This window comes from Paenibacillus sp. FSL H8-0260 (assembly GCF_045040625.1).
GTDB lineage: Bacteria > Bacillota > Bacilli > Paenibacillales > Paenibacillaceae > Paenibacillus_AQ > Paenibacillus_AQ odorifer.
Genome location: NZ_CP150298.1, coordinates 4404480 through 4416982, shown reverse-complemented (window position 1 = coordinate 4416982; position 12503 = coordinate 4404480). Strand labels below are relative to the sequence as shown.

Sequence of the window (12503 nt, the reverse complement as noted above, 5' to 3'; positions counted from 1 at the left end):
AGGTAGGCATGAAACTAGTTTTTACTTTGGATACACATGGAACGTGTGTGGGTCAATTGAGAGATGAACTGCTGCCCTTAGAGGAATTAGCAAATACATGGGAGTTTCCCTATGATATCTTTTTTGTGTTGCGTGTTTTACCTGAAGGTTATGGCCGAAAAACATCCAGACGGCTTGATAGCAGGGATCATACCCTCGAATTAGATATCAGCATAAGTTATGAGCAGTACCAACGGATGTCCAAGCATGAGCAACGTGAGGGATTAGGTATTCACCTTTTTAACTATTTGTCAGAGTCAGTTGCTAAATATAATAAGCATGCAGTTAAGGAAAACCAAAATCAACTACTGGACCTAGTGAAAAAATGGATGCTCGAAAACAATTGGCTAAATGGAAAGTTAAATCAAGCACGGGACCTACTTTCGCAAGACATGGATCTTTATGAAGTCAGCCAGAAATTGCAGATGCCATTAGAAGAGATTGAGTATATCCTTCTCCGTATGAATGACTATGAGCCAACTGATGTTCATCCTGATAACCTTGTAGTAGAAAAAGCACCGCCATATCATTTCTAGAAGGCTGGAGCAAATAGAAGACATCCTGCCTGAACGGATGCACTAACGGAAAGGAGGAAGCCGATGCAAGAAATAGAGAGGCTGGCGATAGAGATCGCCGATGCTGCTAGAACGTCTTTTCGCGCTCTTTTTGAAAATGGCGAACGTTACTATTACTGTACCCTTTACACTACTGGCGAGGGACATGCGCCAAGTATCTCCGCCTGGTCGTGGGAAGCTTTGGAGGTAGAAGCAGCCAGGCAAGGCGTCGAAAGTGACACACCGGCATCGACGATTGCGGAACTTATCAAATGGTCTTATGCGGATTCGCCCTATTGTTGTTTCGGCGATGAGAACTTTGATAATGTTAAACAACGATTTACCGATCGTTCTTTCATTGCGGTTCTTGAGGATGACGAAGGGAATCGCGAGTTTGATTTGAGGCTGAAGGCCATGGAGCTGGCGATGAAAATACTCGATGATGAAGGTGTGTTTGCCTTGAATCAACTGCGAGAGTCAGTATGCGTCCTTGTCGAAGTCATGCCGCCGGATGAGGTCAATACTGAAATCGCCCTCCGTTTGAATCGGGCAGAATCTCCAGCTATGCAAGTATGGTTGGCGGAAGCGGCGGAGTAGAAGCCTCCGCTTTCGGAAATCATCTACTATATTCGGATTTAAAATGAAGGGAAAATAATTTATGAGCAATCTTTTTCGATTCATTCCTATTAGCCAACTAGCAGATAAATTTCCCGAAGGATCTTGGTGGGCGAAGTTTTACCAAGATTTTAGTGACGAGCAACTTGCCGCTTACTATGAAGGGGATTTGACGCTGCCTTCTCTTAATCTAGATTGGGAGCAACCTTTCCCGCAACAAAAAGAGGTAATCATCATTTTTATAGAAGGAAATTTTACTGTAGACAATCTTTATAATAAAGAAACGGATGGTGCCATAGGGCTTTTGGTGACCGGTAATATGAGTGCAAAAAATATAGCTGTAGGCGGTCAGGAAATTTATGTTTCGGGCAACCTGATGATTGAGGAAATATTATGCGGCTCCTACAATCATGGGGAAACGATTGTTAAAGGTGATCTCAGCGCTGCGGTTTTAGTTCAGGATGACGAGTACAGTTTCAAAGTGGACGGACATAAATCGATCGCCTGCTTAGTAAATGTGTGGGAGGGGGACGGCGTATTTCAGGAGCTTCCGGTAGACATTCATGAAGTGTTGATTGATGAAGTTTTTTTGGATATGGAAGAGGATGAGGAGGACTTTTCCTTTGGCACACTGGTGAACGTAATTAAAGAAGAGCGTTCTGCTCTAAAAAAAATAAAGGAATCCCCCGCTAGCAAGAAAGCTGTTCATTTATATTTCACCCATAACACAATCAATGAAGAAAATATATTGAAGTTGACGCAGTGTATTTTAATGCCAAGTGACAAGCCTTCTTTTAATTTTCGGGAGCAAGACGTTTTTTTCAAAGTTCAACTGGAGCATATTGATGCTGACGGGGATGAGCGGGATCTTAGCGTTTATATGAATGATAACCGGCATCACTATTATATTTGGCTGGAGCAAGATCATTCTGTCGGTTTGTTGAAGAGAACCATAGAAGAAGGGTCTGAGTGGGAGGACATTACAGAAGAGTCTCAGGAACAACTAGCAGAGATTAGCGATTGCTGGACGATGTTGCTGACCTGCGTTAATATGGCTGAGCTTTATTTACGAAACATTGAGGTACAGTATGTGCAAGACATTTTGCAACACACTGCAATTCAGGGATTATATTCGGAAGTGGAGGAGAATGGCGGGTTCTGGGACGGCTCCAAATGTTACAGCTTCCGTCAAACGCATACGGACGAGGACGGAGACCTCCTACATGGTCGGGTTGAAATCAGGACTCCAGATGAAGCGTATTATTTTTATACACTGGACAATGGAACTTATGTTTCCCGGCATTATCAGCCGCCCGATCAATATGGCAAGCAGGACATGTCCTATTTGGATCTTAGGCGCTGGGAAGCATCAGAGCGGTATTTTACAAGATTCAAACAATTTATTACAGAGAAGATAGAGTCAGGTGTGAATAGTTAGATCTTGATATGCATTAGAGGAAAGGATGATAGAAATGCCAAATGATAGCCAAGCTGGTCCTTCATCTGGTTCTGTTAGAGAAGTTGGTAGTTATCCTATCAACCTGACAGGTCCACGTAGTCATACTCTTGTCCTTAAGCCCGGTGTGGGCAGTCTATCCATGGGTCCGTCGCAATTGGGGAAAAAGGTTGACCTTCATGTCGCGTCTGATGCGCCTATCGATTGGACCGTATTCGATGTCTTTGCCACACCGGCTGGCTCTCCCTGGCCGCGATTTCTGCATTATACAGGCAGTGATTCAGGCTTCTTTGACTGGGCACAGAAACGTCCCATTGAAGAGATGACATGGACTCCGATCCTGTCTGCAGACACGGTGGCGGACGCCAGTCAGTCCAATTTGCATGGCTTGCATGTCGAGTTGGAACCATCCGGGAGGTCCCTTAGCCTAATACTTCCGAAGCAGCCTTTCCGCCTGAGTGTGTCCGGCGATCTATCACGCTTCTCGGCCACAGGCGATATGCCATCTTCTCTTACACTAACACCGCGCACCGGCCGACGTAAGAATGATCCCCCTTTTTTGCTGCCCGATATGGGGGAGCTGCACCAGGTAACGAGCTTGACGCTACATAACGCACCGCTGGGACAGCCCATCTCGCTAGAGTGTCTAAACCGGTACCCAAACCTTAAATCACTGAGTTTGTGGGGAAACTTCTGCGATTTGAATCTATTGGCTCATCATACCGAGTTAACGAATCTGGAGCTGCGCTTCATGCCTGATCTGGGGGACTTGCCGACCTTGAACGCGTGGCCGTTGCTTGACAGATTTATCGCCTACAATGTCGAAGAAAGCGCTGGCAAGCGTCTAAAAAAGCAAATGAAAACTCGCGCTGAAACCCGTCCTTGGACCGACCATGCTTCAGTGAGCCAATTACGAAAGCCAGAGTGGTGGACGACCGAGTTTGGCCGCCCATTCTCCTCCTGGGCTAAACGTCTAGCCAAGCTGGCTAATGAAGCTTACAACGTTGCACAGGTAGCCTTGTCCGAAGCCCGTAGCTTTGCTGAAGCCGAGGCCGCCATTACCGCTTTCACCGTGCGCTTCAACAATCTTAAGGGCATCGAAACCACCGAACGAGAAGACCTTGGTGAAGCGGTATGGCAACTTAGCCAGTCTGACCACCTGATTGGCCAGACTATCACAGAGGAGATGGCTCAACGCTGGTTCGATGCAGCACGCGATTACTAAATGAATTGAAAGTCACACCCCTAGAATAGAAATCGGAATGACCCAGGGGGTTATCCAATGTCTATTCTAAGGGGGGCATTTCACTATACTGGCGGGGTTTTGTTATACGATCATCCCCATTTCTCGGAGTCTATCTTTAATTTTCTTTAAACGAGCTTCTTTTTCGGTATCTTCAGTTAATACCTCTACAGATGTTTCGTTATACTTCTTAATGATCCTCTTTAAAGTTAATTCTTTCATTTCCTTTTTACTGTGGATGGTAACATGAGGGACAGCTGTATAGTTTTCTATGGTCTTGGGATCTGCAGAAATTCGTTCTAGTAAACTAAGTAGAAGCACCAGTCTTTGCTGGCCCAACCTCGGAACTTGGTATAGTTTTTTCCATGTGGAATTGAATAGATGTTCAAGATCTGTATATCCCTTCGAGTATAGAGCATTTATGAGGCCTGTTAAATTTGGACCCCGTTCTTCTGCATGCGCCACAGCAACAATACAAGCAATATTCTTAGAATAGAGATGCGCCGGAAGTGGAAAAAAATGTATTAATGCCGTATTTCCGTCGATGATGTCAATCATGATGATATACCTCCATTAAAATATGTGTTCACTATACACGTTTAGTATTCTGGCAAGGTCTGAGTCAGCAGGGTGAATTTCCCTGACTTGGTACAATCGATTGATACACTCTGCATTATTAAACCCCAAGCTACTGATCATTTTCTGAACACCAGCAAAACCCGTTACATAAGATCGTAGAATATGTAGCAGATATGATTCGCTGCGCTTCATAATCATTGCTAAGTAATGATATGATATAGGTATCAATTTTGTGGGGTGCACTGATATGGATTTCCGAATCAAAGAACTAGTTAATGCTACACAGCAAACCTATGGACTGGACAACTACTATTTACATACAAATGAAATTTATCGCGAAGTTACGATGCTGGGAGAAACCGGCTATTTGCTTAGTATGGAATGGTTTCCTTCTCACATTAAGGAATGGAAGGAAGATTATAATCCGGAAGGAACTGCAGTCATTACGCTTGACCTGCTATCCAATAACTATAAAAGTGTTATTTTTGTTGGAGGGAAATCTTATGCAAATCGAACACCATTCCATAACATTGAATTAAACGGCGTTATTCAGTGGATGGAAGCTGAAGTAGGGCTTGAATATGGTAAACAATTCTACCTAGTGAAGGAAGAAAGAGGAGAATATCATTTTGCCGAATGTATAGACGGTATACCTATCTCTCCCGGCGGGCGAATGGAGTTACGCTTCGATGCGGAAGGTAGGATTATTTTTTATAGTGTCTATCGCCAGTTTCCTTCCAGTTCGCTTGTGCAAAAAGAGGATTATTCTCTCACGCTTCAAGCGGTAGAGCTACTGGCTAAAAACCAACTACAGCTTATAGAATATCCAGTGTACGAGATGAAGCATCTCCTGCCGATCTATGGGATAGAAGAAATCTACATTACAAATGATGGAACAACCACAATTCCATTTGAGATGATATCAGGAACGAGAGCACGACTGAATATTGATCAAGTAATGCAGTGGGAGCAAGCGGACACGAAACAGTTCGCAAGGACGGAGATCCGTCTGCAAGAAGTGGTTACAATCGAACAGGCAATAGCACGTGAGCCGCATCCAGATTCATTTTCAATCACAGACATAGAACAAGCCCAATGTATAACCGCAGTCGAAATTGGTTTAAGCCAGCTCTATCCGGAAGAATCCGGACAATGGATATTGAAGACTTTACATCGGGAAAGAGGACATATTCAAGCGACATTGAGGAAGAATGTGTCAAGTAATCGTATTTTTCAGCGTAAGCTCCTTCTGTTCATCGATACGAACAATTATAAGGTTATAAATTATATGGATAACAAGCTAATGCTCGATACGTTTGATGAATTCAAGAGTGAAGGGAAAATTGCTGTGAGCCATGACGAAGCTTATGACAAGCTCAAGGGATGGTTCGAATTAACACCCGTCTATGTGTATGATCCTGGGCAGAAGAGGTATGTGCTGTGCGGAAAGCTGGATTGTGATTATGCCGTGAAGGCCGCCAGCGGAGATGTGGTAGAGTTGGGTAGTTTGGAATGATTGTGAAACCAGATTGATTTAGTCTAAAGATAACATCCGAAACTCATGTCCAAGAGACATGGGTTTTTCTTTATATAGTTGGATTTTCTTGCAGAAGGTGACTAATTTAAGACTTACTAAATTTTGTCCTTTTTTTAGGTCAGAAGCTTTTTAACTAGATGCCAAAAATTTAGACTTAATGAAAATAATTGTATAAAAATTTGATTTACACGCAGAGAAATTCCGGTGTATAGCGTCAAATATAAGTAGACGTTAAGAAAAAAGAAAGTTTCGTTAGGTACAATGGATGAAATGAGAGACAATAACCGTTTTAAGGATGGTGAATGAGTTGGGTTTCAAAATACGTAAAACCACGGTGCAGTCCGTCTGGATGATGTGGGAAAAAGCTTTTGCGTTGCTTTCACATTTTCGCGGATCGCATAAGTCACGCTTTGGTATATGTACCGTGATGCTAAAAAAGCACCGGGGACAGCCTATTGTATGCCAAGACGCCACGGTCATCAATCAGGGAGAGTGGGTGGGAGAACTCCACCTCGACAATGAAAGAATCCTGAAGTTGATCCGGTCCGAAGGATCGGATCGTGCCGCACTGCAAACGGCTCGCATGCTGCGCAAATCAATGCAGCAAATCAACGAAGCCTTCGAATCGCAGTCCGAGTTCAGGCAGGTCAAGGCTTTATTGGGGATTACACTGCTCCATCGGGGATTAACGCACGGTCTTGGCTTTGAACAACAAAATATAAAGTCCGGCGTTTTCGAACGCATCACCACCATCTATCTTCGATTGCTGCTGTCTGCCATGCATCCTGAAGGGAGACAAAGAATCAATCGGCGAACAGAGCAACTGGTCCCGATGTTACTGATCCATTCACGCGCCTCACTGAAAAATCGATTTTCACCCGGACAGAACTACTCTGGATAGGTCTTATGCTTGTTATAAGGAGGTGTAATCATACTTACATATCTGATAGGAGGAATACTATGTGCCGCTACTCTTTACATGTTTATTCCAAGTTTGATTACGCGAGTGAGCGGCTTTGGTGTTTTTCGCAAAGGAACGGTAGAAAAACAGGTGGCATTCACTTTTGATGATGGGCCACATCCGAAATATACGCCGGAATTGCTGGATTTATTGAAGTTACATCAAGTGAAGGCTACTTTTTTCGTGCTTGGAGCGCGAGCGGAGCAGTATCCAGATCTGATCAGAAGGATGGATCGGGAAGGCCATCAGATTGGCATCCATAATTACTGCCATACCTCTAATTGGCTGATGCTGCCCAGTACGATTAGGCGAGAACATCTGGAACGCTCCGCTGATATTATAGAGTCTATTGTCGGAATCAGACCCAATCATTACCGTCCACCCTGGGGATTAATCAATCTATTTGATTTCTTTCGGCACAAGCAGTATCGAATTGTTCTATGGTCGCTGAAGGCGAGTGACTGGAACATCCGGGCCTGTCAAACCCGGATGCAGGCCATTTTATTAGGTGGAATCACCGATGGCTCCGTTGTTTTACTTCACGACAGCGGAGAGACTGCGGGCGCGGACCGGCATGCTCCTTATTTTATGCTGCAAGCTTTAGAAGAAGTGCTAAACCAACTACAGGCAAGAAACTTGCAATTTGTTCGGCTTGATGAAATGTCTTGACGTATTCCAGTGATTTGTTATTAAGACTTAAATTGTTTGCGGAAGCAGAGCGGCGAGATGCCCATTATTAATTTGAAGGTTCGTCCAAAGTGGGAGGTGTTATCGAACCCAACCATTCCCGCAATTTCAGTAACATTAAAAGAAGAGCCAACCAGCAAATCACGCGCTTTTTTAATGCGGATGTTATTGATATATTCAATGAAGCTGAACCCGGTGGATTCTTTAAAAGTGCGGCAAAGGTAGGAAGAGCTTATGTCGAATTGCCGTGAAATCTCACAGAGCTTGAGCGGTTCCATATAATGTTGATTTACATAATTAACGATGTCCAGGACTTTCTTATGTGTACGATTGGATTCTACAAATGAAGCTACGCGGCTGTCAAATAGTTTACGATTAAGATAGAGGAGCAGCTCCACCAATAATATTTGTTGGTACTGTTCATATCCGCGGGCTTGCTTCTTCCCCTCCTGGATCATTTTCTGAAAAAGCTGTTCGATGAAATATTGATCCATCCCGGTCATCTTCAAAGCACGGTAATCACTTTTGAACAATTCGAGCAGTTCCTCACATTGACTGCCGGTGCAGAAATGCTGCAGGAATTCTTTTTTAAACAGGAGTGTAACCCGTTCATACATATTGCAGCCGGAATTGACCAGTTTGTGCATTTCGTGAATATCCATAAATAGCAGTGTTCCGCCCGCAACCTGGTAAGTTCTGTCCCCTATAAAATAATAAAAATCCCCGGATATTAAATACAGAATCTCATATGCATCATGATAGTGTCTTGAAGGCATGCTGGTGTATACCTGTTTCTTGCGGCTGATGTCAAAAAGAGTAGACTCATAAAATACCGGTTTCATTCAGCACCTCCTAAGAGGATTGTAGACTTAATCTATGGTTTGTAGCAACATATGTATAAAAATTAATATTTACAAGAAAATACGTGCTGTTTGGACAAAGTTTTTGAGATAAGCTTGAATTGAATTTACCAAGTGTTGGTAAAAGGAGGGCTGTCATGCTCAGATAAGTTAGGGATAAGGTTCACTGCCACTTAAAGTTAAAGCGCTTAAACTATTCAATTAAAGGAGAGATTGCGGTGCTAAATTCAACGAAGAGTAAGGTTTCCAAGAAGATGAAATTTTCATTGATGATTCTGCTCAGTTTTTCAATGATTTTTTCTTATGGCTGTCTGTCCAAAACATCTCAACAGAAAAGTTATGCGGCAGGGAACCCTGATTCTAATTTCTCACCGGCAACACTTCAATTCTTGCGTGACAACACAGGTCTGGATGGTGAGCAGTGGAACAATATTATGATGCTTGTCAACAAACCGGAGCAGGACGATCTGAACTGGATCGATTTTTACGGATATTGTGAAGATATTGATGATGACCGCGGGTATACGATTGGAATATTCGGTGCGACTACAGGCGGCTCAAATGATACCGGTCCCGACGGTCCGGATCTGTTCAAGGCATATGACGCTGCCAAAGGCGCGAGTAATCCTTCGGTTAAAGGCGCATTGGCCCGGATCGGTGTTAAGGGTTCGATGAAAGGGAAGATCCTCGAAATCAATGAAAGCGAAGAGAGCTTCTGCAGAAAAATCGGCAATTTGCAAAATGATCCCGAGTGGAGAGAGGCTATGTGGAAAACGTTCTACAATATCTATATTAAATACAGTGTGGAGCAGGCCCGCAAACGCGGCTTTAACTCGGCATTAACTATTGGTTCCTTCGTGGATGCAGCGCTGAACCATGGAGCTACCGGCGGCTCCGAGACCCTTCAAGGGCTTTTGGGTAAATCCGGAAGCAGCACGGATGAGAAGACTTTTATGACCAAATTTTATAAAGAACGGACCAAGATTGTGGATACTAATGAGTACAACTCTCCGCCTAACGGCAAGAACCGTGTGAAGCAGTGGAGCAATTTGCTGAACATGGGAGAGACAGACCTGAAGGGTGCAGATTCGGCAATCCTTCAAGTCACCGACTGGGAACTCCAATAACCGGAAGGTAAGGGCAGAACCGCCGTTCTTCTCGGAGACGGCGGTTCGATGATAGGTGAGATTAAGGAAGAGGGAGATGGGCTGAATGGATAACAACCAATCTTATCTCAAAAATAGATTTTACAAGGTAATCAGTCTAATGGTTATAGGTTTGCTGCTTGCCGTGGAATTGACCGGTTTTGTCTCAGCAGGAAGGGAAGAAATTGAGGAAGACCTTGTAAGTGAAGCAACTGCAGCTCAGGAAACGATTGCCCAGTGGATTTTTAAAGACAAAGGCGAAAACGGTGTATTTCCGGCTACCGGCGGGGTATATCAGACGTCTTCATCCATTCGTGATGTAGGAACTAATACGGATGCGTACACCTATGAGTCAAGTGAGAACAGCGTACGCAACCAGGGCTGGCATGAAGGAACGGGCCTAAAATACTGGCTTGCCACGCTTTCTACCAAAGGCTTCGAAGGTATCTTCCTCTCTTCCCAGCAAACCTCTTCAAGTACAGGACCCAGGGATTTTAAGGTGCAATACAGTATAGATCAACAGGAATGGACAGATGTTACGGGCGGCAACCTTGTTCTAGCCCAGAACAATTTTAATTGTTCCAATAATTCCTGCAAATTAACTAACCTCGCTTTACCTGCCGGAACAAACAATCAAGATGTACTCTATATCCGCTGGGTGGTAAACTCTGCGAAAAGCGTAAGCGGGGGAACGGTGTCCAACTCAGGCTCAAGCAGAATCAAAGATGTGATAATTAAAGGAACACGCAGCAGCGGTGAACCTGGGGACACTCCTACACTTGAGGTAAGCAAAACTCCCGCTTCAGGGGCTGCAGATGTTCCCCTTAACGCAGAGATCACCGTGAAGTTTAACAAAGCCATCAGTCTCGACAGTAGTTATCAAGTTGTAATCACAGAAAACAATCTTCCTCTTACCAACATTTCTGCTTCACTCCTCGGTCAAGACACAGTCAAAGTCAGCCACCCTACTTTCACTGCCGGCAAAACTTACAACGTGACCGTCCCTAAAGAGCTTGTTAAGGGGACTACGGATGGCCGGACACCTGAGAACGATATTACCTGGAGCTTTAAGACGAAGTCTCCGGATACCGGCATCAAAACACCAACGCTGCTGAACATGACTTTTAATGGAGACCCGAAGACAAGTATTGCCTTTGACTGGTATACAGCCGAAACCGTCAGAGGTACAGTAGTGCAAGTAGTGGAGGCCGCCAATGCGGGAGGAAGCGAGTTCCCGGAACAACTGGCAGCTTCTTATGAGGGCAGCGTAACAGTTATTGAAACCTTAATGACATCAGGAGACAGAAGCTCCAAAAAGTATAAAAAGTTCGCTAGCCACAAGGTTATTGCAAGCGGTCTTAAGCCTGGAACTAAGTATATCTACCGGGCCGGTAACGGTGATGCGGACGGCTGGAGCGAGGCGGGTTCTTTTACCACGGACAAGGCGGATAATCAGGATTTCCATTTCCTCTATGTAACCGACACCCAAGGCTCAAGTAAATCGAATTTCGATCTGTGGCAGGATACTTTTAAGAGAGCTATTGAGAAAACGGTAGATCCCAAGTTTGTTCTTCTTACTGGGGATCTAACGGATGACGGTGATCTGGAGCAGTTGTGGCAGTGGTTCTTAGGTGTGCCGAAAAAAGAATTTGCCAATGTGCCATTTGCACCGATTATCGGCAACCATGAGATAGAGGATTATCCGAATAACAACTTCTATAACCATTTTAATCTTCCAAAAGATGTCGGGACGGGCGCTCATGACGGGTCGGTATATGCTTTCGAATACGGTGATGCCCTGTTTATGCAGATCAATTCCCAGTACGAAGGGGAGGTTAAGCCGTATAAAGCGGATATTCAGTTCACGAAGCAATTGGAATGGATGCGGAATCAAGTGGCAAAGACCGACAAGAAGTGGAAATTCGTCTCGATGCATAAGGGAGCGTATTCTTCAGGGGATAATGCTTCGGCAGAAAGCGACCGGGTAGAATTTTACCGGAAATATCTAATTCCTGTATTTGATGAGCTGGGTGTGGATATGGTATTTGAGGGACATGACCATATGTATATGAGGTCTTTTCAAATGCTGAACAACGTTCCGATTAAGAATGTTATTACCGATGAGCAAGGAAATGTGCTGAATCCCAAAGGGGCCGTGTATCTGATGGGCAACTCGGCCGCTTCGAAATTTTATGCCATTAATCCAGATGCAGACACTTTTTTTGCAGCAAAAAACGACCAGCCCAATAAGAAAATGTTCGTGGATGTTTCCATTACAAGCGACGTGCTGAAATTCACATCCTACACAGCTGTTAAAGATAAACCTCTTGCCGTCTATGATGCTTACAGTATTAAACGGACTGACGTCAAACCCGGCATTGTAGAAAATCCAAGTGCAGTAAGACAGTCAGGGAACCGTGCAGTTCTTTCGTGGAAAGCGCCAGCAAATAGCTCTGAGCCTGTGCGAGGTTACCGGATTTACGAGAAAAATGATAAAGTCAGCACAAATTGGAGCGTGTATGTGCCGACGGTAAGCGGTCAGACGAGTTACAGTTATACATTAAACGGCATAGATTCTGCTAAAGCCTACAATTTCGTGATTAAAGCAGTGGGGACAAGAAATAATTCGCTTCCAGCAGAGGCAGGAATGCAATGAATGGATAGAGGAGGCGTTGACGGAGCTTAGGCATCCGTTAACGTCTTTTTTTCATAGTTGTTGAAGCTGTCCATTCCTCCTAGGGTAACTCCTCCAAAAGATAGCTTCACTTTTTACCAGATCATGAGCAGAATCGGCAAGAGGGTTTGGGGTGGGTCCTACGAAACCTAG

General features: G+C 44.3%; 11 protein-coding genes. 9 read left to right on the top strand and 2 right to left on the bottom strand.

Annotation, left to right across the window (positions count from 1 at the left end; genetic code table 11):
• Positions 1-8 precede the first annotated feature (8 nt).
• The 4 genes from MHI51_RS19665 to MHI51_RS19650 all read left to right on the top strand — a co-directional run bounded on the left by MHI51_RS19665 (position 9) and on the right by MHI51_RS19650 (position 3889).
• Entirely contained in the window at positions 9-575 is a 567-nt protein-coding gene (locus tag MHI51_RS19665) for a hypothetical protein (protein WP_076309693.1), read from the top strand.
• 63 nt (positions 576-638) lie between these two features.
• On the top strand, positions 639-1190 hold the full coding sequence (locus tag MHI51_RS19660) for a DUF4303 domain-containing protein (RefSeq protein ID WP_339168539.1): 552 nt from the start codon (positions 639-641) through the stop codon (positions 1188-1190).
• A gap of 61 nt (positions 1191-1251) precedes the next feature.
• Positions 1252-2646 (top strand): hypothetical protein, encoded by a 1395-nt coding sequence (locus MHI51_RS19655; RefSeq protein ID WP_405173197.1) that lies wholly within the window; start codon positions 1252-1254, stop codon positions 2644-2646.
• Between the two features lie 34 nt (positions 2647-2680).
• A complete protein-coding gene (locus MHI51_RS19650) occupies positions 2681-3889 on the top strand; it encodes a hypothetical protein (protein ID WP_405173196.1) in 1209 nt (402 codons plus the stop codon).
• A 102-nt stretch (positions 3890-3991) separates the two neighbouring features.
• Here the strand turns inward: MHI51_RS19650 and MHI51_RS19645 are convergent, their stop codons facing one another.
• On the bottom strand, positions 3992-4465 hold the full coding sequence (locus MHI51_RS19645; protein ID WP_405173195.1) for a hypothetical protein: 474 nt from the start codon (positions 4463-4465) through the stop codon (positions 3992-3994).
• Between the two features lie 268 nt (positions 4466-4733).
• On the opposite strand from MHI51_RS19645, the gene MHI51_RS19640 reads away from it, so the two are divergent.
• From MHI51_RS19640 to MHI51_RS19630, 3 genes are all read left to right on the top strand, one after another.
• The gene (locus MHI51_RS19640; RefSeq protein ID WP_339168536.1) at positions 4734-6002 is read left to right on the top strand and encodes a hypothetical protein; all 1269 of its coding nucleotides are present in this window, start codon (positions 4734-4736) and stop codon (positions 6000-6002) included.
• A gap of 316 nt (positions 6003-6318) precedes the next feature.
• A complete protein-coding gene (locus MHI51_RS19635; protein WP_081388925.1) occupies positions 6319-6924 on the top strand; it encodes a YkoP family protein in 606 nt (201 codons plus the stop codon).
• Positions 6925-7002: 78 nt separating this feature from the next.
• Positions 7003-7653: a polysaccharide deacetylase family protein gene (locus MHI51_RS19630; RefSeq protein WP_175617280.1), complete on the top strand. Its 651-nt coding sequence runs from the start codon at positions 7003-7005 to the stop codon at positions 7651-7653.
• A 20-nt stretch (positions 7654-7673) separates the two neighbouring features.
• On the opposite strand, the gene MHI51_RS19625 is transcribed toward MHI51_RS19630, so the two are convergent.
• Positions 7674-8513, bottom strand: coding sequence for an AraC family transcriptional regulator (locus MHI51_RS19625; protein WP_076217885.1), 840 nt, complete (start codon positions 8511-8513; stop codon positions 7674-7676).
• A gap of 272 nt (positions 8514-8785) precedes the next feature.
• Here MHI51_RS19625 and MHI51_RS19620 point away from each other — a divergent pair, with 272 nt between their 5' ends.
• Together MHI51_RS19620 and MHI51_RS19615 are read left to right on the top strand one after the other, a co-directional pair.
• Positions 8786-9658 carry a chitosanase gene (locus MHI51_RS19620; RefSeq protein ID WP_076281846.1) on the top strand — a complete coding sequence of 291 codons (873 nt, stop codon included), beginning with the start codon at positions 8786-8788 and terminating at the stop codon, positions 9656-9658.
• An 85-nt stretch (positions 9659-9743) separates the two neighbouring features.
• A complete protein-coding gene (locus tag MHI51_RS19615; protein ID WP_405173194.1) occupies positions 9744-12332 on the top strand; it encodes a metallophosphoesterase in 2589 nt (862 codons plus the stop codon).
• The last annotated feature ends 171 nt before the right edge of the window (positions 12333-12503 follow it).

Bases quoted from the DNA above. Each gene is read 5' to 3' on its own strand.
- MHI51_RS19665 (WP_076309693.1), top strand. From the start codon at position 9: ATGAAACTAGTTTTTACTTTGGATACACATGGAACGTGTGTGGGTCAA.
- MHI51_RS19660 (WP_339168539.1), top strand. From the start codon at position 639: ATGCAAGAAATAGAGAGGCTGGCGATAGAGATCGCCGATGCTGCTAGA.
- MHI51_RS19655 (WP_405173197.1), top strand. From the start codon at position 1,252: ATGAGCAATCTTTTTCGATTCATTCCTATTAGCCAACTAGCAGATAAA.
- MHI51_RS19650 (WP_405173196.1), top strand. From the start codon at position 2,681: ATGCCAAATGATAGCCAAGCTGGTCCTTCATCTGGTTCTGTTAGAGAA.
- MHI51_RS19645 (WP_405173195.1), bottom strand. From the start codon at position 4,465: ATGATTGACATCATCGACGGAAATACGGCATTAATACATTTTTTTCCA.
- MHI51_RS19640 (WP_339168536.1), top strand. From the start codon at position 4,734: ATGGATTTCCGAATCAAAGAACTAGTTAATGCTACACAGCAAACCTAT.
- MHI51_RS19635 (WP_081388925.1), top strand. From the start codon at position 6,319: ATGGTGAATGAGTTGGGTTTCAAAATACGTAAAACCACGGTGCAGTCC.
- MHI51_RS19630 (WP_175617280.1), top strand. From the start codon at position 7,003: ATGTTTATTCCAAGTTTGATTACGCGAGTGAGCGGCTTTGGTGTTTTT.
- MHI51_RS19625 (WP_076217885.1), bottom strand. From the start codon at position 8,513: ATGAAACCGGTATTTTATGAGTCTACTCTTTTTGACATCAGCCGCAAG.
- MHI51_RS19620 (WP_076281846.1), top strand. From the start codon at position 8,786: ATGAAATTTTCATTGATGATTCTGCTCAGTTTTTCAATGATTTTTTCT.
- MHI51_RS19615 (WP_405173194.1), top strand. From the start codon at position 9,744: ATGGATAACAACCAATCTTATCTCAAAAATAGATTTTACAAGGTAATC.